The sequence below is a fragment of the Methylococcus capsulatus str. Texas = ATCC 19069 genome (genome assembly GCF_000424685.1).
Taxonomy (GTDB): Bacteria; Pseudomonadota; Gammaproteobacteria; order Methylococcales; family Methylococcaceae; genus Methylococcus; species Methylococcus capsulatus.
In genome coordinates, this window is record NZ_AUKJ01000021.1 from 1 (window position 1) to 21589 (window position 21589).

Sequence of the window (21589 nt, forward strand, 5' to 3'; positions counted from 1 at the left end):
CGCCCGGTGACCACGGTGCCGCGCCCGGATATCGAGAACACGTCTTCGATCGGCATGAGGAACGGCCGGTCGATCGCCCGCTCGGGCTCGGGAATGTAGTCGTCCAGCGCCTGCACCAGCGCTTCCACCGCCGGCACGCCGATTTCGCTGCCATCGCCTTCCAGCGCCTTCAGCGCCGAGCCCTTGATGATCGGAATGTCGTCCCCCGGGAAATCGTACTTGGAGAGCAGTTCACGCACCTCCATCTCCACCAGCTCGAGCAGCTCGGGATCGTCCACCATGTCGGCCTTGTTCAGGAACACGACGATGTAGGGCACACCCACCTGCCGCGCCAGCAGGATGTGTTCCCGGGTCTGCGGCATCGGGCCGTCGGCTGCGGACACGACCAGGATGGCACCGTCCATCTGGGCCGCTCCGGTGATCATGTTCTTGACGTAGTCGGCATGCCCAGGGCAGTCGACGTGAGCGTAGTGACGCGCCGCCGATTCGTATTCCACGTGAGCCGTGGCGATGGTGATGCCACGCGCACGCTCTTCCGGCGCCGCGTCGATCTGGTCGTAGGCCTTGAATTCACCCCCAAACTTCGCCGCCATGCACTTGGTCAGGGCCGCCGTCAGCGTCGTCTTCCCATGATCCACGTGACCTATCGTTCCCACATTCACATGCGGTTTCGTGCGCGTAAATTTCTCTTTGGACATCCGCCAACACCCCTGATTCGGCTATTTCAATTCACTCAAAAACGGTTTAACGGCTATACGATGGAGCCCATAACCGGACTTGAACCGGTGACCTCTTCCTTACCAAGGAAGTGCTCTACCGACTGAGCTATATGGGCCATTCAATCTTCAGCACACCATCACAACACTGGAGCGGGTGATGGGAATCGAACCCACACCATCAGCTTGGAAGGCTGAGGTTCTACCATTGAACTACACCCGCGTACCACAAAATCCAATTGGTGGAGGGGGAAGGATTCGAACCTTCGAAGGCTGAGCCGTCAGATTTACAGTCTGATCCCTTTGACCGCTCGGGAACCCCTCCAAAGCGGAAAGCGCGCATTGTTCCAGAGTCTTATAATCATGTCAAGCAACCGTATCTTATCCACACCCGACACGACCACTCAGACATGCAGACGGTTCATCACCTGTTCGACATGACCGGCCAATAATTCGGACAAACAGGCCAAGGCTTTCTCTATCGCTCCGGAAATAGCCTGACGATCGCTGGCGGACGGCGCGGCCAGCACGTAATCCGCCACCGCCATGGATCCGGCCGGCCGGCCGATCCCGATCCGCAGCCGCAGAAATCCGCCGCTCCCCAGTTGCGCCATGATGTCACGGAGACCGTTATGACCCCCGTGTCCGCCGTCCCGCTTGATGCGAACGACTCCCGGCCCGAAGTCGAGCTCGTCGTGAACCACCAGGATGTGCTCGGGGGCAATCTTGTAAAATCTGGCCATTGCCGCCACCGCGAGCCCGCTCCGGTTCATGAATGTCAATGGAGCCAGGAGATGAACGGGCTCGGTCAGATTGATCGCGCCGACGCGGCCATGAAAACGGGATTCTTCCCGCAAGACGCAGCCATGCGCGGCTGCCAACCTCTCGATGAACCAGAACCCGGCATTGTGCCGGGTTCTGTCATAAGCCGGTCCCGGGTTGCCGAGACCGACGATCAGTCTGACCATACACCCGGACCGGTCAGCCGGCGCCACCCTCGCCGCCTTCTGCGGTACGCGGCGCATGCACGGACGCCACCGGAAGATCATGACCGACACCCTGCGCCAGCGCATGAATTTCAACGCCCGCCGGGAGTTTCAAGTCCGACAAATGAATGATGCCTCCGATGTCTACTTGGGCGAGATCGACCTCGATATACTCGGGCAGGTCCTTGGGGAGACAGTCGACTTCCACGTCCACCATGCCATGGGAAACCACGCCTCCTTTCTTGACGCCGACCGAAGACTCCTGGTTGATGAAGTGGAGCGGCACATGGACGCGGATCTTGTCCGCCGCGCTGACACGCTGGAAATCAAGGTGCATCACGATGGGTTTGGCAGGATGGCGCTGTACGGCCTTCAAAATGGCGCTTTCCTCACGACCATCGAAACGGATCGTCAACACATGCGAGTAAGTCGCCTCGTTTTCCAGGTTTTTGACTACCTTGTGATGATCCAGCAACAGCGACACCGGCTCCCCCCCACCTCCGTAAAGCACCGCAGGAACCTTGCCCGCATGACGCAGGCGGCGGGATGCCCCTTTGCCCAATTGATGCCGCAATTCGGCTTCGAATACGAAACTGCCTACCATCTCTTTCTCCAAAATACTCTTAGCAGATATTGAAAAACGAGGACCGCAATCAATCCACGTACAGCGAACTGACCGACTCCCCCATGGCGATCCGGCGGATCGTCTCCGCCAGCATTTCGGCAATGGTCAACTGCCGAATTCTGTTACAGGCACTGGCACGCTCCTGCAGAGGAATCGTGTCGGTCACCACCAGCTCGTCCAGCATCGATGCCTCGATGTTATCGACGGCTGGACCGGACAGCACCGGATGGGTGCAGTACGCCACCACCCTTTCGGCACCATGCTCTTTCAGGGCGCCCGCCGCCTTGCACAGAGTGCCCGCGGTGTCCACCAGGTCGTCGACCATGACACAGGTGCGCCCCCTGACATCGCCGATGATGTTCATGACCTTCGCCTCGTTCGCGCGGGGACGGCGCTTGTCGATGATGGCGAGGTCGGCGTCGTCGAGCCGCTTGGCCAGCGCCCGGGCCCGGACCACGCCACCGACGTCCGGCGAAACCACCATGAGGTCGGGATATTTCTGCCGCCAGACGTCGCCGAGCAGGATCGGCGAGGCATAGACATTGTCCACAGGGACGTCGAAAAAACCCTGGATCTGATCGGCATGCAGGTCGACGGTCAGAACCCGGTCGGCGCCCGCGGCGCAGATCATCTTGGCCACCAATTTGGCGGTAATCGGCACCCGCGCCGAACGGATGCGTCGATCCTGGCGAGCGTAGCCAAAATACGGAATGACCGCGGTAATGACCGATGCGGACGACCTCCGCAAAGCGTCGATCATGACGAGAAGCTCCATGAGATTCTCGTTGATGGGCTGCGAAGTGGGCTGGATGACGAACACCTCGCGCCCGCGCACGTGCTCTTCGATCTCCACCGCGATCTCGCCGTCACTGAAGCGCCCTACCGTCGCCATGCCAAGACGCATGTTGAGTTTGCGTACCACGCCTTCGGCAAGGGGGAGATTTGCGTTACCCGAAAACACCATGAAGGAGGTGTCGGTCATCGTGCACTCCAGATATCGACGCAGACAGGGAATTGGCTGGGGCGCCAGGATTCGAACCTGGGAATGCCGGGATCAAAACCCGGTGCCTTACCGCTTGGCTACGCCCCAAAGATGCGAAAAAATCTATCGTTCGTTCAGCGCCTCGTACAGAGGCGACAGGTTGCGGCCGGACGCCACTATCGCGACCCAATCGCGGGACAGATCGTCGCATGCGGCCTTGGCTTCTTCCTCGCTACCGTGGACCGAATATACGCAGGCACCCGTACCCGTTAGCCGGACATCCCGGGAGTATCGCCCCAACACGCACATCGCCTCGCCCACCACGGGATATCGACGCACGACGGCGTCCAGGCAATGATTCTCATGGGATCCCGCAAGGAAGTCCGCTATTGTGATCGGGTCGTTATCTCTTGTCAAATCAGGGGCGTTGAATATCTCGGCCGTCGAAACATGGCATGGCGGCACAACGATGACGTACCACGGCTCGGCCAGTTCCAGGACTTGCAACCTTTCGCCCACACCTTCCGCCCAGGCGCCCTCGCCGAACACGAAGATCGGCACATCCGCTCCCAGGCGAAGACCGAGATTCATCAGCGTTTGCCGGTCCAGACCCAGATCCCACAAGCGGTTCAGCGCCACCAGCGTGGTCGCCGCATTCGAGCTTCCGCCGCCCAGACCGCCCCCCATCGGTAGGTTTTTCTCCAAGACGATGTCGGCCCCGGCGGCCACGCCTGCATATTCCTTGAGCAGGCGGGCGGCACGGACGATCAGATTCCGTTCCGCCGGCACGCCCGCCAGTGAAGTCTGCAAGCGGATTTCGCCGGAGGCATCGGCGCGGAATTCGAGCCAGTCGCACACGTCCACGAATTGGAACACCGTCTGCAGATCATGGTATCCGTCGGGACGGCGACCCGTGATACGAAGGGTTAGATTGAGCTTGGCCGGTGCTGGCAAGCGCAGAGAGGGCGACTTCATGACGGAGGATTCCCGACGCTCCATTCGTCCGCAAACAGTTTCAGCTTGAGCGAACGCCCCTGGATCGATACCTTCTGAGGAAGGGTAAACTGGTCCCAATCGCGATAACGCTCGTAATCGAGCGACCATTCCGCCTGCTTGAAGTGCTTCAGGCGACCGTCCGGATAGAACTCCATCTCTTCGCCCGCATTTCCGGGCGCCGCCACCCCCAGGACCCAGTAGCGCAGGCTCGGCAGCGGAATCGAAAAACCCAGTTTTTCTTTCAGCAGCCCTTCGGGATCACGGGAAATACTCTCGTTCCCGCTGCCTTCGTTGACCAGAATCAAGTCATCCTGGAGAACGATCGAGACCGTTCCCTGATTCAAAGGACCGGAAATCCGCAGCCGATCCTGGCGGCCGTCGTGATCCCAGGACAGACTGGCCTGCCAGGCGTCATCCGCAGTCTGTACCGCCACCCGGCCTTCCAGCCGCCAGCGTTCGAGACCAGCCAACCGGACCGAGCCCGGCATCCCCGACCGAACCGGCGCAGGGCCGCAGCCCTGCAGACTGGTTGCCGCCGCCAATACGGTCAGCGACACCGCTGCAAGCCGGAGCCTACCACGCATCACGGCGCCAGCAGTTCCGGATAGCGCGCCCTGATCCGCTGCATGTCCTCATGCTCGGGCGCCTTCTTCCATGCCTCGCGCAGGATTTTCCGGGCTTCCTGACGCCGGCCTGACTCCATCAGAACCTCACCCAGATGCGATGCGATCTCTGGATCCTGAACCTTGTCATAGGCCCGGCGGAGGTATTCGGTGGCTTCGGCATACTTGCGCAGCCGGTACAGCAGCCAGCCGTAACTGTCGAGTATCGCCGGGTCATCGGGCTTGAGCCGGATCGCCCGATCGAGATAGCCCTTGGCCTCGTCCAACCGTTCGCCCCGCTCGACGAGCGTGTAACCCAAGGCGTTCAGCGCGTTGGGATCATCGGGGCTCTTTTCCAGCACCTGGCGCAAATCCGCTTCCAGGACGTCGAAGCGACCGAGGTTCTCCGCCACCAGAGCCCGGGCATAGAGCAGATCGCTCTGCCCCGGATTCTCGCCGAGCGCATCGGTCAACAGATTGAAGGCATCTTCGTAGTCTCGGTTCTTGGAAAGCAGCTCGGCCTCCAGGAGATACAGGCGAACCGATTCGTTCGGAAAACGCCGGCGGATGTCGGCGAGCCGGGTTCGCGCCTCTGTCAAACGGCCCAGGCTGATCAGGACGGTAATGCCGTTCACCCGGGCATCGAACTCGGTCGGACCGGTCGTGACGCGGTCGAACCAGTCCAGTGCCTCATTCAATCTGCCCTTGCGGGCATCGATCAGCCCCAGATAAAAGTAGGCCTGAACCCGCCATTTTTCGGACGCGGCCAGCGCCGCGAACTCGCGGCGGGCCGCATCGAGCCGGCCCAGATCGATGAGCGCCAATCCGAGTCCGAACCGGGCGTCCTGATTGCCGGGCTCCTTGGCTACGATACGCTCCAGCTCCCGCCGCGCCCCTTCGATGTCACCGGATTTGATGAGAAACTGAGAGTAGATCAAGCGCAGCCTGGCATTGTCCGGATCGCGCTTGAGCGCGCGCTGTATCAGGTCCCCGGCAGTCGCCGAATCACCCATCTGCGCCATGACCTGTGCCTGCAGTACTCGGGCCCGGCCCCAGTCCGGATGCAGCTTCAGGGCCTCCTCGGTTTCGCTCAGAGCCTGCTGGAACTCGCCCTGGTTGGCGGCGAGAAGGGCGGCTGCGAAATGGAGATCCGCCATGGCAGGAAATGCCCGCAACAGGGCGTCCATGAATTCCGTTGCATCCTGTCTGGGCACCTCGTTGCCGAGCACCTTCACCAACTCGATCAGCGTATTTTCCAGATCGGCGTCCGGCAGCGTCAGCAACACTTTCATCTGCGTCACCGCCTCGTCACGCCGTCCTTCCTTCAGGTAGAGCAGGGTCGCCATGCGGCGGGCCCCCGCGTGGCGGGGTTCGGCCTTCAGCCAGAGCGCCACGCTTTCGATCGCTTCGGGATATTTTTTTATAAACAGGGCGATCTGCGTCGCCCGTTCCGCAAGGCGCCCGTCCCGCGACAGGCGCGCGGCCTGGAGATAATGCTCGAGCGCAACCTCGTAGCGGCCGCGCTGGCCGGCCAACTCCCCGGCCAGCACCAGGTAGACGAGCTGAGCTTTGGGCGGCAGCGGCTCGACCGCGGAACGGATCTCGGCCTCATCGCTCAAGAACGTTTCGTCCGCAAATTTGGCCCTGTGGCCCACGCACCCGAGTGCCAGGGCAATCAACAGCACACCTGGCACAGTACCTGCACCACTGGGCCAGAACTTTCGTATCCGAATTTTAGGCACTATCGTCCCGCGAATTGCGCGTAGGAATTCAAAGGCTTGAGAGAGGAAACCGGACGGGCTAAAAACTTTCCCTGCATCCCGCCTGCGCCGACATTCTGGGATATTTTGAGGAGAACGAGGGATTGCCTGTATTGCTTGCGACGCGGGCCAGAACCGATTTTTCCGTGCGGAATTGTACCCTTTCCCGTTGAACCGGCAAGACTTGTGCTTAAGCGAAATTGGATTAGGGGCGCGTTTTCATTAAAATCGGCGTCTGTTTCACCCACCTGCCCGCCATGGCGATCCTGACTTTAGGCGTCAATCACACCACCGCACCGGTCTCGATCAGGGAACGTTTGGCATTCCCCGCAGAGCAGCTGCAATCCGCGCTGCGGGACCTGATCGACCTGCCGCAGGTGGGGGAAGCGGCGATCCTGTCGACCTGCAACCGCACCGAGGTATATTGCGAACTCGACGGGCGCGACCAGCGCCCCATCGTCGACTGGATGTGCGACCAGCGACAGTTCGACGATCAGGACATCTCCCAATACCTTTACTCCCATTTCGACGCCGGCACGATTCGACACATGTTCCGCGTCGCCTGCGGGCTGGACTCGATGATTCTGGGGGAGCCGCAGATTCTCGGCCAGATGAAGACCGCCTACCAGGCGGCGCGCGAAGCCGGCACCGTGGGCAAGATTCTGACCAAGCTGTTCCATCGAACCTTCGCCGCGGCCAAGAAGGTCCGTACCGACACGGCGATCGGCTGCAGCCCCGTTTCAGTCGCATTCGCCGCCATCCGGCTGGCCCAGCGCATTTTCGACGATCTCGGCGATCTGACCGCCATCCTCGTCGGCGCCGGGGAAACCATCGAGCTGACCGCGCGGCACTTGACCGAGAACCGGATCGGACACCTGATCATCGCCAACCGGACCTTCGACCGAGCCCATACACTGGCCAACCAGTTCGGCGGCTTCGCGATCTCGCTGGAAGAACTGCCCAAACACCTCGCCAGAGCCGACATCATCGTGGCATCCACCGGCAGCCCCCTGCCCATTCTAGGCAAAGGCAGCTTCGAAAGCGCGCTGCGAAGCCGGCGCCACAAGCCGATGTTCATCGTGGACCTTGCGGTCCCGCGGGACATCGAGCCCGAGGTCGAGCAGCTCCAGGATGTCTATCTGTACACCGTCGACGATCTGCAGCACACCGTCGAGGAAAATCTCAAGACCCGCCAGGAAGCCGCTCTGCAGGCCGAAGAAATCATCGACCTGGAAGTCGAACATTTCCTGAGCTGGCTGAGGGCCCAGGCGGCGACCGAAACGATCCGCGACGTCCGGCGCCAAGCCGAACTGCACCGCGACGCGGCTCTGCAACGGGCGCTGCGGGAGCTGCGCCGCGGCAAAAGCGCCGAAGACACCCTGCGCTGGCTGGCGGACACCCTCACCAACAAGATCATTCACGCGCCCAGCTCGCAAATCTGGCAGGCGGGTGTGAACGAACGCGCCGACATCGTCGCCGTGGCGCGCGAACTCTTTCAACTCAAAGACCCCGATACGTGAATCCTTCCGTTCAACAGAAACTCGAGAACCTGTCCCATCGCTTCGAAGAAATCACCGGCCTCCTGGCCACCCCGGAAGTCCAGAACGATCAAAACCGGTTCAAGGCCCTGAGCCGGGAATACGCCCAGCTCGAACCCTGTGTCGCCTGTTTCCGGCGCTACCGGGAAACGCTGGAGGGCCTGGATCATGCGCAAGCATTGCTGCAGGATCCGGATCCCGAAGTCCGCAGCCTGGCGCGGGAAGAACTCGAAACCGGGCGCAAGCGCTGCGATGCGCTGGAGCAGGAGCTGCAGATTCTGCTGCTGCCGCGCGACCCCAACGATGAGCGTAACGTGTTCCTCGAAGTCCGGGCCGGCACCGGCGGCGCGGAAGCGGCGATCTTCGCCGGTGATCTGCAGCGCATGTACAGCCGCTACGCCGAACGGCAGGGCTGGCGAGCCGAGATCGTCAGCGAGAGCGAGGGTGAGCACGGCGGCTACAAGGAGGTCGTGATGCGCATCAGCGGCCAGAATGTCTATTCCCGGCTCAAATTCGAAGCCGGTACCCACCGCGTCCAGCGGGTGCCCACCACCGAAGCCCAGGGCCGCATCCATACTTCGGCCTGTACCGTGGCGATTCTCCCGGAATTCGACGATGTCGAGATCGACATCAACCCGGCCGATCTGCGCATTGACACCTTCCGCGCCTCGGGCGCTGGCGGTCAGCACGTCAACCGGACCGATTCGGCCATACGCATCACCCACATTCCGACCGGCACCGTGGTGGAGTGCCAGGACGAGCGTTCCCAGCACAAGAACCGGGCGCGTGCCATGTCGCTGCTGCAGGCCCGTATCCTGGCCGCTGCCCAGGAAAAGCAGAATTCCGAGATCGCCGCATCGAGGAAACTGCAGGTAGGCAGCGGCGACCGCTCCGAGCGCATCCGGACCTATAACTTCCCGCAGGGCCGGCTGACCGACCATCGGATCAATCTCACGATCTACCGGCTGGACGCCATCATGGAAGGCGACCTCGACCCGGTCATCGATCCCCTGCTGCAGGAGCATCAGGCCGACATGCTGGCCAGCCTGGCCGGAAGCTGAAGACGTGCCCACCGACCTTAGGGAAGCGCTGCAGGCCGCCAGCCGCGAACTCAGCTCCGTCAGCGAAACGGCCCGCCTCGACGCCGAGGTGCTGCTGGCCCATGTGATCGGGAAAAACCGCGCCTATCTCCGGGCCTGGCCCGAACGGCTGCTGCAAGCCGACGAAGAACGGCGCTTTCTGGCGTCCATCGCGGCGCGCGCCCGTGGTGTCCCCGTCGCCTATCTGACCGGAGTACGAGAATTCTGGTCCAGATCCTTCAAGGTCTGCCCCGATGTACTCATTCCCCGCCCGGAAACCGAACTGCTGGTGGAGCTCGCCGTCGAGGCAGCCTGCCGCAGAAACCGCCCCCGCATCCTCGATCTGGGTACCGGCAGCGGCGTCATCGCCGTGACCCTGGCTCTCGAATGTCCGGACGCCGAAGTCTGGGCGGTGGATGTCAGCGAATCAGCGCTCGCGGTGGCCCGTCACAATGCCGCCGCGCTCGGTGCCAAAACGGTCCGGTTTCTGCGGGGCGACTGGTTCGCGCCGCTGCCGGCGGATATTCGTTTCGACCTGATCGTCAGCAACCCTCCTTATGTCAGCCCAAGCGACCCGCACCTGCTGCGCGGCGACCTCCGCTACGAACCCCGACAGGCACTGGTATCGGTCAAAGACGGGCTGCATGACATCGCCCTGATCGCCGACAACGCCGGCCCGCGTCTGCTGCCCGATGGCGGACTGATGATCGAGCACGGTTTCGACCAGGCCGACGCAGTTGCCAGGATCCTAGGCAAAGCGGGTTACCGCGACGTCCGTCATCATCGCGATCTGCAGGGTCACGAACGCGTCACCTCAGCGCTGCGGGCACCCGAAAGCTAAAAGAACCGCCTAGAGCGGCATCGACAGGTGACAGAAGAAGGTCTTGAGGTACTCGGTTTCCGGAATCGCGGGGTGAACCGGATGATCCGGCCCCTGGCAACCCTGGCCCAGGATCACCAAATGCCGATCCAGATGCCGGCTGCTGGTACGCAGGATGTCGTGCAGGGTGGAGCGCGGCAGATTGAATGAGCAGGAGGCCGACACCAGGACCCCACCGGGATTCAGCACTTGCATGGCCGCCTGGTTGAGCCGGTGGTAGGCTTCCACTCCCGCCTTGACGTCTTTCTTGCGCTTGATGAGGGCGGGCGGATCCGCCACGATCAGATCGTAGCGCTGGCGTTTGTGCCGAAGCTGCTTCAGGAATTCGAACACATCCTGGCGGATGAAGCCCATACGGTCCGCCACGCCATTGAGCCGGGCGTTTTCAGCGGCAAGCGCGAGCGCCGATTCGGAACTGTCCACGCAATCCACGGATTCCGCCCCGCCCAGAGCCGCCTGCACCCCCCAGCCCCCGGTATACGAGAACAGATCGAGCACCCGCTGGCATTTCGACAACTGCGCCGCCACGGCCCGGTTCAGACGATGGTCGAAGAACCAACCGGTCTTCTGCCCCTCCACCGGATCGACCAGGAATCTCGCCCCGTTCTCCTCGATCGGTATCGGACCCTCGAGCGGCGCACCCAACACCCGGACATAATTCTCGAGCTTCTCGAACTGGCGCAGGCTCGAAGTGTTCTTCAACACCAGGGTGCGGGGTGAGAGCAGCTTGTCGAGCACGTCCATCACCTGCTCCTGCAGCCGCTCCGCGCCGAGCGTGCTGGCCTGCAGCACCAGCACGTCGCCCAGGCGGTCGATCACCAGACCGGGCAGGCCGTCGCTTTCACCATACACCAGACGGTAATAAGGCTTGGCGAAAAGCATTTCGCGCAGATGCAGGGCCCTGCTCAGGCGCTTCAGCAGGAAGGCATGATCGATCGCCACGCGATGGTCGCGGCTCAGAAGACGCGCGCAGATCAGCGATTCCGGGTTGACGTAAGCCAGACCCAACGGCTGTTGGCGGGAGTCCTCCACTATCACGTATTCGCCAGGGGCAAACCGCTTGAGCGGCGTCTTCTCGCCATCCACCTCGTTGCTGAACACCCACAGGTGCCCCGCCCGCAAACGGCGCTCCTCGTTCTTCTTCAGCCGCAATACCGACAATTCAGACATATCATCGCCAACCCAAGCGCCCCGGGGGCTTGAAAGAGAAAAGGCGGTTCCCGAACGGGAAGCGCCTGAAAAAACGGGGTCAGATCAATTCGAAGGTGAAGCCGCTGATCTCCCGACTGGGCTTCGCCAGATCCAGACGGATTTCCAGAGATTTCCCGACCGGCATCATGGACAGGCCGGATCCCTTCGGCAGATATTCCGCCGGTGAAAACACCCTGCCCGCCGCCGGCTTCCCCTGCCGATCGACCACACGCAGGACGATCGAAGGAAATACCTGGGCCGCCGTGGACTGGTTGGCCATGACCAGCCGGAATTCATAGCCACCGGTGGCGGGGACCGGCCGCAGGGTCCGCTCGACGATCTGGATGGATTCGACGTCGCTGTAGGGGGGCACCTGGCATCCCACGGCATCGCACAGCATCACCAGCCACGGCCGCAGGGCTTCGTCCTGGGCAAAACGGGTGCTGCCGAAATAGGCCAGCTGGCCGAGCAACGCGATCGCCAGGGCGATGCTGCCGATACCCCAGGCCAGTCGGAGGAAAAACCCGGGGCGGGCGGGCCGGTCTTCTCTCCCCCTCCCTCCCCGGAACCAGCGCCCCGCCCCGGTCCTGGGCGGCCGCGAATACGGATCGGGAACACTTTCCTCCAATCCCGGCAGGGCATTGAAAACCCGCCCACAGTGGTCGCAGAGCATTACGCCCCGACCTTCCCGTAGCTGGCGCACCGAGATACCGTAAGCCGTACCGCAGGACGGGCAGCGGGTAAACACCTTCAGGTCCGTCTCACCCCGGCGAGCCGGACCCAGCCTTCTCGGAAGACCGCCGGCTCCATTTCGAAGCCCTTCCTCGCATAAACCGAGGCCACGGCATCCGCCTGCTCCGCCAGAATGCCCGAGAGCACGATCCGGCCCCCGGGGCGCACCCGCGAGCGCAGCGTGTCGGCCAATTCCATCAGCGGATTGGCCAAGATGTTCGCCAGTGCGATGTCGCTGTCGAAATCCGCCAGCTCGCCGGGCGAGGCGACCTCGATCCTGTCCCCGACCCGATTCTTTCGAGCATTTTCCACGGTGGCCGCCAGCGCTTGCGGATCGATGTCCACAGCATGGACGCCGGCGGCACCGAGCAGCGCCGCGGCAATGCCCAGGATGCCGGAGCCACAGCCATAATCCAGCACCGATGCGCCGTGCAAATCCGCCGCATCCAGCCATTCCAGGCACAACGCGGTGGTCGGGTGGGTCCCGGTGCCGAATGCCAACCCCGGATCCAGCGACATTACCACGGCATCGGTATCCTCGACCGTGAAGCCGGTCGGGCAGACCCACAACCGGCTGCCGAAACGCATGGGCCGGAAATGTTCGAGCCAAGTCCGCTCCCAGACCTGGTCGGCCAGCGCTTCCTCGCTCCAGTCCCGAAGTCTTTCATCGCCGAACCGTCCGCCGAGTACCGAGCGGATCGCCGCCAGATCGCCCCCCTCCTCAAACAGCCCCACCACCCGGGTTTGCGCCCACACCGGGGTCGTCCCGGGCGGCGGTTCGAACAAAGGCTGGTCACCAGCGTCCAGGAAACTGACGGATAAGGCCCCCGCATCCATCAGCGCATCCGACACGTCTTCTGCCAGATCCTCGTCGACGGTCACCATCAATTGCTGCCACATGGCTCTAGTGCTTGAGTCCCAGCTTCTGCTCCAGGTAATGAATGTTCTGCCCGCCCGCTTCGAAAGCACTGTCGTTGACGATATCGAGCAGCAGCGGAATGTTGCACTTGATTCCGCCGATCACCATCTCGTTCAAGGCCGTACGCATCCGGGCGATCGCTCCGGCGCGGGTCTCGCCATGGGCGATCAGCTTGCCGATCATCGAGTCGTAATACGGCGGCACGCGGTAGCCGTTATAGATGTGGGTCTCGACGCGGATACCCGGCCCGCCCGGCATGTGGAACTGCTCGATCAACCCCGGCGATGGCATGAAATTGACGGGATCCTCCGCATTGATCCGGCATTCGATGGCATGCCCGCGCATTTCCACTTCGGCCTGGCGGATCGAAAGCAGCTCGCCAGCGGCGATCCGCAGCTGTTCCTTGACGATGTCGAAGCCGGTGACCATCTCGGTCACGGGGTGCTCGACCTGGACCCGGGTGTTCATTTCGATGAAATAGAACTGACCGTCCTGGTAGAGGAATTCGAACGTACCGGCGCCGAGATAACCGATCTCCCTGCATGCCTGCACGCAACGCATGCCCATCTCATCCCGCTGCGCCTGGGTGATGCCGGGTGCCGGCGCTTCTTCCACGACCTTCTGGTGGCGGCGCTGGGTGGAGCAATCACGCTCACCCAGATGAACCACGTTGCCGTATGAATCCGCGATCACCTGGAACTCGATGTGACGCGGATTCTCCAGAAACTTCTCCATGTATACCATGTCGTTCCCGAACGCGGCACCGGCCTCGCTCCGGGTCAGTTCGATGGAAGCGGCAAGACTGGCCTCGCTGTGCACGACCCGCATGCCGCGCCCGCCGCCGCCGCCGGCGGCCTTGATGATGATGGGAAAACCGATCCGTCTGGCGATTGCCAGATTCTCTTCCTCGTCGTCTCCCAGCGGACCGTCCGAGCCCGGCAGAGTGGGGATTCCGGCCTTTTTCATCGCTTCGATGGCCGCGACCTTGTCGCCCATCATGCGGATGGTTTCCGGCCTCGGGCCGATGAAGATGAATCCGCTCTGAATCACCTTTTCAGCGAAATCGGCGTTTTCCGACAAAAAGCCATAGCCGGGATGGATGGCCAGAGCATCGGTGACCTCGGCGGCACTGATGATCGCCGGAACATTCAGATAACTGTCGCGCGATGGCGCCGGCCCGATGCAGACCGACTCGTCGGCCAAGCGCACGTGCTTGAGATCGCGATCCGCCTCGGAATGCACGGCGACGGCCTTGATGCCGAGCTCGCGGCAGGCCCGGAGGATGCGCAGGGCGATTTCACCGCGATTGGCGATGACGACTTTACCTAGCATAGTGAGCACCTTGGAGACTGTTGAGCCGAAACGGGCCGCAGGCTATTCGATCACGAACAGCGGCTGGTTGTACTCCACGGGCTGACCGTTCTCCACCAGAATCCTGGTCACTATGCCGGCCTTGTCGGCTTCGATCTGATTGAGGATTTTCATCGCTTCGATGATGCAGAGCGTGTCGCCGACTTCGACCCGCTGCCCCACTTCCACGAACGCCTTGGAACCGGGCGAGGGTGCCCGATAGAAAGTGCCCACCATGGGGGACCGCACTTCGTGGCCGGTGGTTTCCTTGGCTGCTTCGGCGGGTGGCGTTGCCGGCTGCCCGGCCGGAACCTGGGACACCGCCGCGGGCACCGCCGTCGCCGCCACGGCAACGGGAGCCGCCACACTGGACGTGTAGCGACTGATACGGACGGACTCCTCACCTTCGCGAATTTCGATCTCCGCGATACCCGACTCCTCGATGATATCGATCAGTTTTTTTATTTTTCTAATGTCCATCTATAACGACCTATGTGTCATTTGCAGGGCGGCCTGGAGCGCCAGTTCGTAGCCCATGGGGCCCAATCCGCAGATGACCCCCCTGGCAATATCGGAAAGATAGGAATGACGGCGGAACGGCTCGCGCGCATGAACGTTCGAAATGTGTACTTCAATGAAAGGCACGGCGGTGGCCAGCAACGCATCGCGCAAAGCGACGCTGGTGTGGGTGAGGGCCCCGGGATTGATGATGATCATGTCGACCGCATCGCGGAACGCCTGGTGGATGCGTTCGATCAGAGCATGCTCGGCATTGCTCTGGAAGAAATCGATCGGCATGCCTGCCACCCTGGCCTGTGCCTGCAGACGCGATTCGATATCCGAAAGCGTGTCGCTGCCATAGATACCCGGCTCACGTACCCCCAACAGATTGAGGTTAGGCCCGTTCAGCACCAAGATACCCGCCATTGCGTGTGCCAGCTCTTAATTTCGATGAAATCGCCCAAACAGGCGGCGGTATTCTGCCGAAATGACGGTATCTTGTCCACAAATGCAGCCACACCCACCGTTGGCGGCGGTCAGCGGGGCGACAGGAGCCGCGGCCCGATGACCGCCAGAAAACCGTCCCGCGTCTGGGGCCCCAGGAAAGTCGCGAGCACCTGCCCGCGGATATCGAAAGCCACGGTGAAAGGCAAACCGCCCCCGGCGTCGCCGAGGCGGGCGGCCAACGCATCGCCGCCGCGCTCGCCGACCAGGATGCGATAGCCCACCGGCAGCCGCCGCAAAAACGCCGCAACCGCCGCCCGGTCCTCCAGCGCCAGCCCGACGACCTTGAGCCCGCGCGGACCGAATTCCGCCTGCAGTTCGTCGAGCACCGGCATCTCCTCACGACAGGGTTCGCACCAGCTTGCCCAGAAATTCAGCAGCAGCACCTCGGAATGCTCATCCGACAGACGCACCGGGCGCCCGGACATGTCGGGAAACACCGATTCCGGCCCCTGCCAGTCGGTGGCTGCAACCGACAGCCAGCGCTGCGCCAGCGCCCCTGCCAGGAGAGCCGACACAGCGACCACGATCAGAAGGAACCTATCGGACACCGTCGAACAGCCGCTCGAGGTGATGGACGAACTCTTCCGACTCGGTGAACCCCACCAGCCGGAAAGGTTTCCGCTCGCTCCGGTCGGGACCGAAAAACAGGGTGGCTGGCGGACCGATCAGACCGAAGCGCTGCAGCAGCGCCTGGTCCTCATCGTCGTTTTCGGTGACGTCGGCCTTGAGCAGCACCATCTCTTTCAGCTTCGCCTTGACCACGGGATCGCTGAAGGTATGACGCTCCATCTCCTTGCACGATACGCACCAGTCGGCGTAGAAATCGAGCATCACCCAGCGTCCTGCGGCAGCGGCTTCAGCCAGACGAGCCTCCAGATCCGCCAGGCTCGCCACCCTCACGAAAGGCGGCGGACTGGCATCGGCGACGGTAGCGGAGGCGCCGGCCACACCGCGCAAGGGCTGCAACGGATCGCGACTACCGACCGCCACCCCCAGCAGCATGAACACGCCATAGGCGACCATCGCCACACCCAGTCCTTTCCACAGCTTGCGCCAGCCCGAAGCCCCAGCGGGCAGCGCATCGAGCGCTCCCATGTACACGGCCGGCACGATGAGCAGCAGCGCCCACATCAGCATGGCGAGGGAGAGAGGGACGATCCGCTCCAGCATCGATACCGCCACCGCCAGCATGGCTACGCCGAACACCGACTTGACGGTATTCATCCACATGCCGGCCTTGGGCAGCAGTTTGCCCGCCGAGGTCCCGACCGCCAGGAGCGGCAACCCCATACCCAGCCCCAGGGAAAACAGGGCGAGCCCGCCCAACAGCACATCGCCACTGCGGCCGATGTAGATCAGTGCACCCGCCAGCGGCGCCGCCACGCAAGGCCCCACGAGGCCGGCCGACAGCAGTCCCATCACGGCCGCGCCGACCAGGCTGCCAGCCTGCTGCCGCGAACTGAGCGCCGCGAGCCGCGACTGCAGGACGGTCGGGAGCTGAAGCTGGTAGAAGCCGAACATGGATAGCGCCAACACCACGAACAGACCACTGAACACGCCGATCGCCCAGGGGTTCTGCAGTGCGACCTGGAGATTCGCACCGAACAGGGCGGCCAACACACCGAAGCAGGTGTAAGCCAAGGCATGGGCGAGCACATAGGCCAGCGAGAGCGAGAACGCCCGCCGCGTGGTGATCGCATGGCCATGACCCACGATGACGCCGGAAAGAATCGGGATCATCGGGAAGATGCAGGGGGTGAAGGCGAGCAGGATGCCGAGACCGAGGAAGCTCAACAGGTTGAGCCAGAGGGAACCGCGCCAGAGTCCGTCGGCGATGCGGTCCTGCTCGGTGATGAGGGTGGCTCCGACCATCGCCGAGACGCTTTTTCCTTCCGCAGCGGCTGGCAGAACGAGATCGATCGTCCTGGTCATCGGCGGATAACACACGCCGCTCTCGGCGCAGCCTTGGAAGCCGGCTTCCACGGTGACGGTGCGCGGACCGGCGTCAGTCCGGACCAAGGGGACGTCAACCGCGACCTCGCCGTGGAAGACCTCCACCGCACCGAACTCTTCGTCGACCTTCGGCTCCCCGCGCGGGAACGTATAGTCTCCCAGGGCGACGCCCCCGGAATCGCGCAGGCTGATGCGGAATTTTTCCCGGTAGAGGTAATAACCGGGGGCGATCTGCCAACCGAGCCGGAGGATCTCCCCCGTGGGCGCCTCGGCGAAAAAGCGGAACGCCTGGTCCGGCGGCAGCAGGTCCCCGGTCGCCGCGCCGGTTCCGACGTTTCGAAGCGCACCGGCCAGACGCGTGAACGCGCCGCCACCGCTGATCGCACTGGTCTTCACCTCGACCCGCCGCTGATACGGCGGAAAACAGACGCCGGCATCGGCACACCCCTGCACCGTCACTTCCAGTTCCAGCGATTCCGGCAATGCGGATTCCGCAACGAGAGGCAGCCGCACCTCGATGTGTCCCCGGTAAGTTTCGACTTCGCCGAAGAATGCATCGTGCTTCTTGTGGCCTTCCGGAAAGACCGGCTCGCCCAGACGGACACCGGGGGTGCGCGATGCGAACTTGAATTTGCTCCGGTAAAGGTAATAGCCGTCCGCTATGTCCCACACCAGTGAAACCACGCCGGCGCCGGACTGCCGGGCGGCTACCGGGAACGCCCGCTCCGGCGGCAGGAGGTCGCGGCCATCGACGGCGAGTGCCGGAATGCCGAGCAACCCCAAAATCAACAGCAAGCCAATCCGTTTCACGGCGTCACGCATGATCCGACCCATTCGAGATATTCCGGCAATCCGCCCTGGATGGGGATCGCGATGATTTCTGGAAGTTCATAAGGGTGTCGCGCCCGCAGCCAGGACTGCAGCTCCGCCTGACGGGATGCCCGAGTCTTGGCCAACAGAAGACATTCCGCCGATTTCTCGAGAACACCCTGCCACCGATAGACCGACCGTACCCCGGCGACGATGTTCACGCAGGCAGCCAGCCTCCCTTCGACCAGCCCTTCCGCCAAAACACCGGCGGTTTCCTCATCCGGACAACTGCAAACGACTAGACAGTAGACCGATGTCATGGGAAAAAGTGCGCCCCTTCTCTCAAAGATTACAGAAACCCGTATCGATGAATCCGTTGAAACTCGCCATCCTGGCGCTACTGCTGCTGCCGATCGCGGAAATCTACGTCCTGATCCGTGTCGGCAGCGTGCTCGGTTTCCTGCCGACCCTTATGCTGCTCGGCTCGGCGGCACTGGCCGGTACTTATCTCATGCAAACCCAGGGACTGAAAACCTTCGGCCGTATCCAGCAAAGTCTGGAGGCCGGGCGGCTCCCGGCGCAGGACATGATTGAGGGCGGCCTGATCCTCGCTGCCGGCATCCTCCTACTGATACCCGGCTTCATTTCCGACGGGGCCAGCCTCGTGCTGCTGCTGCCGGCGTCGCGCCGCTGGCTGGCGGACCATCTCGTCAATCACGTGCTCCAGGGTTTCCAGCCGGCGGCTCCGCCCGATTCCGGTTCCCGCACGATCGAAGGTCAGTTCCGGCGCGAGGATTAGGCAGGGCGCCTCCCTGCGCCCGGAGAGACCGAGGCCCGTCAGTGGGACTCGGTACCGGAATGGGAACCGCTGTCGGGGGCCGGTTCATTCGGATCGACGGTGCTCTTGGAGAGGCCGGAATACACCGGACACCAGCGCATGAACGCGGTGGCCACGAGGACGATGCCGATCAGCAACAGGAAGACGTTGCCGAGGAACACCGAAAGCAGCAGAGCCGCGGCGCCACCCATCATGCGGTACTGGCGATCTTTCAGGCCGACGTTGAGCTCACGTTTCAACATTTTCTTATAATCAAAAGCCATGTCATAACCTCCTCTTGAACGTGCGGTCGCTTGACGGAAAACCCGTGCCCTCTGCGGATGGAGGACCGGGCGAGGAAAACGGGCATGGCGCATCGGGCCATATCCGTGGGGTAAAGCTGCTCGATTGTGCAGGCTCCCCAGGTCTTGCGCAAGACGGGTGTAAAATGCCCATCTATGGACATCACCGATATCATCGCCCCCCTGAACGAGGCCCAGCGTGAGGCCGTCACCGCGCCGGACCGCTCACTGCTGGTGCTGGCCGGCGCCGGCAGTGGCAAGACCCGCGTGCTGATACACCGCATCGCCTGGCTGCTTCGGGCGGAGGGCGTCTCGCCGCACGCCATTCTCGCCGTGACCTTCACCAACAAGGCGGCGAACGAAATGAAGGCGCGGCTCGAGGCGCTGCTCGACCTGTCGGCCCGAGACCTGTGGGTCGGCACTTTCCATGGCCTGGCGCACCGCCTCCTGCGCCGCCACGCCGCCGACGCCGGACTGCATGAGGGTTTCCAGATTCTCGATTCCGACGACCAGTACCGGTTGATCCGCCGGCTGCTCAAGACCCTGGAGCTGGACGAGGCGCGCTGGCCGCCGCGCCAGATCCAGTGGTACATCAACGCCCAGAAGGATCAAGGCAGCCGGGCCAGGAACCTGCCCGACTCCTACGACCCGTTCGAACGGCAGATGCGCCGGATCTATCTCGCCTATGAGGAACTGTGCCAACGTTCCGGCCTGGTGGATTTCGCCGAGCTGCTGCTGCGCACCCACGAATTCCTGCGCGACAACGCCGACGTCCTCGCCCACTATCAGGAACGCTTCCAGCACGTACTGGTCGATGAATTCCAGGACACCAACGACGTGCAGTACGCCTGGCTGCGGTTGTTGACCCAGGACCGCGACAATCTCAGCGTGGTGGGTGATGACGACCAGTCCATCTACGGCTGGCGCGGCGCCAAGATCGAAAACCTGCACCGTTTCCGGCGGGACTATCCGCGCCACCGCATGATCCGCCTCGAGCAGAACTACCGTTCCACCGGCAACATCCTCAGCGCCGCCAATACCTTGATCGCCCGGAACGAGGGACGGCTCGGCAAGAATCTGTGGACCGAAGGCGGCCGGGGGGAACCGATCTCGGTCTATGCCGCCTTCAACGAGCAGGACGAGGCCGGTTTCGTCGTCAACCGGATCGGCCGCTGGGTGAGGGAAGGCGGAAGGCGCAGCGACGCGGCCATTTTGTACCGATCCAACGCCCAGTCGCGCCAGTTCGAGGAGAGGCTGCTGGCCCACGGTATCCCCTACCGGGTCTATGGCGGCCTGCGTTTCTTCGAGCGCGCAGAAATCAAGGATGCCCTCGCCTACCTGCGGCTGATGGCCAACCGGCATGACGATCCCGGCTTCGAACGGGTCATCAACACGCCGACCCGCGGCATCGGCGCAAAGACCCTCGATCTCGTCCGTGAACTGGCGCGCTTCGAACGGCTCTCGCTGTGGAGCGCGGCACGGAAGCTGATCGCCGACAATGTGCTCCCCGCTCGGGCGACGGGCGCCCTGGCCGGCTTCCTGGATCTCGTCGAAACCATGGCTGGCGCGGCCCAGGGGCGGGCGCTGTGGGAACAGGTCGAACTCGCAGTCAAAGGCTCAGGCCTGCTGGAACATTACCGCAAGGAAAAAGGCGAGCAGGCGGAAGCCCGGGTGGAAAACCTGGAGGAACTGGTTGGCGCCGCCCGCCAGTTCGAGCTGAGCCCGCTGATCGATCCCGAACTGGGCGGCCTCGACCAGTTCCTCGCCCATGCGGCGCTGGAAGCCGGCGAAAACCAGGGAGAAACTTTCGAGGACTGCGTCCAGCTCATGACCCTGCATGCAGCCAAGGGCCTGGAATTCGACCTGGTGTTCCTGGTCGGTCTGGAGGAGGGCCTGTTTCCCAGCCTGCAGTCGCTGGAAGACCCCGCCCGCCTTGAAGAAGAACGCCGGCTCTGCTACGTCGGCATCACCCGGGCACGGCGCAAGCTCTATATCACCCACGCCGAATGCCGTCGGCTCTACGGCAAAGAGACCTATCCGCGGCGATCCCGTTTCCTGCGGGAACTGCCGCCGGACTGTCTGGAAGAAGTCAGGATAAAAGGCGGTGTCAGCCGGCCCGTCGCATCGGCGATGCAGTCGGGCGATGCGTCGGCCATCCTCGGCGCAGACGCTCCGGGGGAATTCAGGTTGGGCCAGCGGGTCCGCCACGGCAAGTTCGGCGAGGGCGTGATCCTGCAACGGGAGGGTGACGGAGCCCAGGCGCGGGTCCATGTCAATTTCGCGGAGGTGGGCGCAAAATGGCTGATGTTGGCCTATGCCAAGCTCGAACCGATCTGAGGGGCA

Annotated in this window: 22 protein-coding genes and 4 tRNA genes; 5 read left to right on the plus strand and 21 right to left on the minus strand. The window is 62.9% G+C overall.

Annotated elements, in window-relative coordinates:
- The 11 genes from H156_RS0109515 to H156_RS0109565 form a co-directional block, all read right to left on the minus strand.
- A partial coding sequence (locus H156_RS0109515; protein ID WP_026597590.1) for a GTP-binding protein occupies positions 1-698 on the minus strand: 698 nt, incomplete at its 3' end.
- Between the two features lie 61 nt (positions 699-759).
- A tRNA-Thr gene (locus H156_RS0109520) sits at positions 760-835 on the minus strand.
- Positions 836-865: 30 nt separating this feature from the next.
- A tRNA-Gly gene (locus H156_RS0109525) sits at positions 866-939 on the minus strand.
- A gap of 17 nt (positions 940-956) precedes the next feature.
- A tRNA-Tyr gene (locus H156_RS0109530) sits at positions 957-1041 on the minus strand.
- A gap of 79 nt (positions 1042-1120) precedes the next feature.
- A complete protein-coding gene (pth, locus tag H156_RS0109535; RefSeq protein ID WP_017364370.1) occupies positions 1121-1684 on the minus strand; it encodes an aminoacyl-tRNA hydrolase in 564 nt (187 codons plus the stop codon).
- Between the two features lie 13 nt (positions 1685-1697).
- Positions 1698-2306, minus strand: coding sequence for a 50S ribosomal protein L25/general stress protein Ctc (locus H156_RS0109540; RefSeq protein ID WP_017364369.1), 609 nt, complete (start codon positions 2304-2306; stop codon positions 1698-1700).
- Between the two features lie 49 nt (positions 2307-2355).
- On the minus strand, positions 2356-3309 hold the full coding sequence (locus H156_RS0109545) for a ribose-phosphate diphosphokinase (RefSeq protein ID WP_017364368.1): 954 nt from the start codon (positions 3307-3309) through the stop codon (positions 2356-2358).
- 33 nt (positions 3310-3342) lie between these two features.
- Positions 3343-3417, minus strand: a tRNA-Gln gene (locus H156_RS0109550).
- A gap of 15 nt (positions 3418-3432) precedes the next feature.
- On the minus strand, positions 3433-4308 hold the full coding sequence (gene ispE, locus H156_RS0109555) for a 4-(cytidine 5'-diphospho)-2-C-methyl-D-erythritol kinase (protein ID WP_017364367.1): 876 nt from the start codon (positions 4306-4308) through the stop codon (positions 3433-3435).
- Positions 4281-4889, minus strand: coding sequence for a lipoprotein insertase outer membrane protein LolB (gene lolB / locus H156_RS0109560; RefSeq protein ID WP_017364366.1), 609 nt, complete (start codon positions 4887-4889; stop codon positions 4281-4283). The genes ispE and lolB overlap by 28 nt, the downstream gene beginning before the upstream one ends.
- A complete protein-coding gene (locus H156_RS0109565; RefSeq protein ID WP_238536794.1) occupies positions 4889-6526 on the minus strand; it encodes a tetratricopeptide repeat protein in 1638 nt (545 codons plus the stop codon). The genes lolB and H156_RS0109565 overlap by 1 nt, the downstream gene beginning before the upstream one ends.
- 398 nt (positions 6527-6924) lie before the next feature.
- Here H156_RS0109565 and hemA point away from each other — a divergent pair, with 398 nt between their 5' ends.
- From hemA to prmC, 3 genes are read left to right on the plus strand one after another with little or no spacing between them, the layout of a single operon-like run.
- Positions 6925-8187 carry a glutamyl-tRNA reductase gene (hemA, locus tag H156_RS0109570; protein WP_017364364.1) on the plus strand — a complete coding sequence of 421 codons (1263 nt, stop codon included), beginning with the start codon at positions 6925-6927 and terminating at the stop codon, positions 8185-8187.
- Entirely contained in the window at positions 8184-9266 is a 1083-nt protein-coding gene (gene prfA, locus H156_RS0109575) for a peptide chain release factor 1 (protein ID WP_010960351.1), read from the plus strand. The genes hemA and prfA overlap by 4 nt, the downstream gene beginning before the upstream one ends.
- A 4-nt stretch (positions 9267-9270) precedes the next feature.
- A complete protein-coding gene (gene prmC, locus H156_RS0109580; protein WP_017364363.1) occupies positions 9271-10125 on the plus strand; it encodes a peptide chain release factor N(5)-glutamine methyltransferase in 855 nt (284 codons plus the stop codon).
- Between the two features lie 9 nt (positions 10126-10134).
- Here prmC and H156_RS0109585 read toward each other — a convergent pair whose 3' ends face one another.
- From H156_RS0109585 to cutA, 9 genes are all read right to left on the minus strand, one after another.
- Positions 10135-11334, minus strand: coding sequence for a class I SAM-dependent rRNA methyltransferase (locus H156_RS0109585; RefSeq protein ID WP_017364362.1), 1200 nt, complete (start codon positions 11332-11334; stop codon positions 10135-10137).
- A 79-nt stretch (positions 11335-11413) separates the two neighbouring features.
- Positions 11414-12103, minus strand: a complete 690-nt coding sequence (locus tag H156_RS0109590) for a DUF3426 domain-containing protein (protein ID WP_010960348.1) — start codon at positions 12101-12103, stop codon at positions 11414-11416.
- A 2-nt stretch (positions 12104-12105) separates the two neighbouring features.
- Positions 12106-12987 (minus strand): 50S ribosomal protein L11 methyltransferase, encoded by an 882-nt coding sequence (prmA, locus tag H156_RS0109595; protein ID WP_017364360.1) that lies wholly within the window; start codon positions 12985-12987, stop codon positions 12106-12108.
- Between the two features lie 4 nt (positions 12988-12991).
- Positions 12992-14338: an acetyl-CoA carboxylase biotin carboxylase subunit gene (gene accC, locus H156_RS0109600; RefSeq protein WP_017364359.1), complete on the minus strand. Its 1347-nt coding sequence runs from the start codon at positions 14336-14338 to the stop codon at positions 12992-12994.
- A 42-nt stretch (positions 14339-14380) separates the two neighbouring features.
- On the minus strand, positions 14381-14836 hold the full coding sequence (gene accB, locus H156_RS0109605; RefSeq protein ID WP_017364358.1) for an acetyl-CoA carboxylase biotin carboxyl carrier protein: 456 nt from the start codon (positions 14834-14836) through the stop codon (positions 14381-14383).
- Positions 14837-15283, minus strand: a complete 447-nt coding sequence (aroQ, locus tag H156_RS0109610; RefSeq protein WP_010960344.1) for a type II 3-dehydroquinate dehydratase — start codon at positions 15281-15283, stop codon at positions 14837-14839.
- 110 nt (positions 15284-15393) lie between these two features.
- Positions 15394-15912: a TlpA family protein disulfide reductase gene (locus H156_RS0109615; RefSeq protein WP_017364357.1), complete on the minus strand. Its 519-nt coding sequence runs from the start codon at positions 15910-15912 to the stop codon at positions 15394-15396.
- Positions 15902-18139, minus strand: coding sequence for a protein-disulfide reductase DsbD (locus H156_RS0109620; protein ID WP_026045811.1), 2238 nt, complete (start codon positions 18137-18139; stop codon positions 15902-15904). Before H156_RS0109620 ends, H156_RS0109615 begins: the two co-directional genes overlap by 11 nt.
- On the minus strand, positions 18124-18447 hold the full coding sequence (gene cutA / locus H156_RS0109625; RefSeq protein WP_010960340.1) for a divalent-cation tolerance protein CutA: 324 nt from the start codon (positions 18445-18447) through the stop codon (positions 18124-18126). The genes H156_RS0109620 and cutA overlap by 16 nt, the downstream gene beginning before the upstream one ends.
- 47 nt (positions 18448-18494) lie before the next feature.
- On the opposite strand from cutA, the gene H156_RS0109630 reads away from it, so the two are divergent.
- Positions 18495-18926 (plus strand): FxsA family protein, encoded by a 432-nt coding sequence (locus tag H156_RS0109630; protein ID WP_010960339.1) that lies wholly within the window; start codon positions 18495-18497, stop codon positions 18924-18926.
- Between the two features lie 38 nt (positions 18927-18964).
- Here the strand turns inward: H156_RS0109630 and H156_RS0109635 are convergent, their stop codons facing one another.
- Positions 18965-19228, minus strand: coding sequence for a YgaP family membrane protein (locus H156_RS0109635; RefSeq protein ID WP_017364355.1), 264 nt, complete (start codon positions 19226-19228; stop codon positions 18965-18967).
- Positions 19229-19402: 174 nt separating this feature from the next.
- Here H156_RS0109635 and uvrD point away from each other — a divergent pair, with 174 nt between their 5' ends.
- Positions 19403-21583 carry a DNA helicase II gene (gene uvrD / locus H156_RS0109640; RefSeq protein WP_017364354.1) on the plus strand — a complete coding sequence of 727 codons (2181 nt, stop codon included), beginning with the start codon at positions 19403-19405 and terminating at the stop codon, positions 21581-21583.
- Positions 21584-21589: the final 6 nt, after the last annotated feature.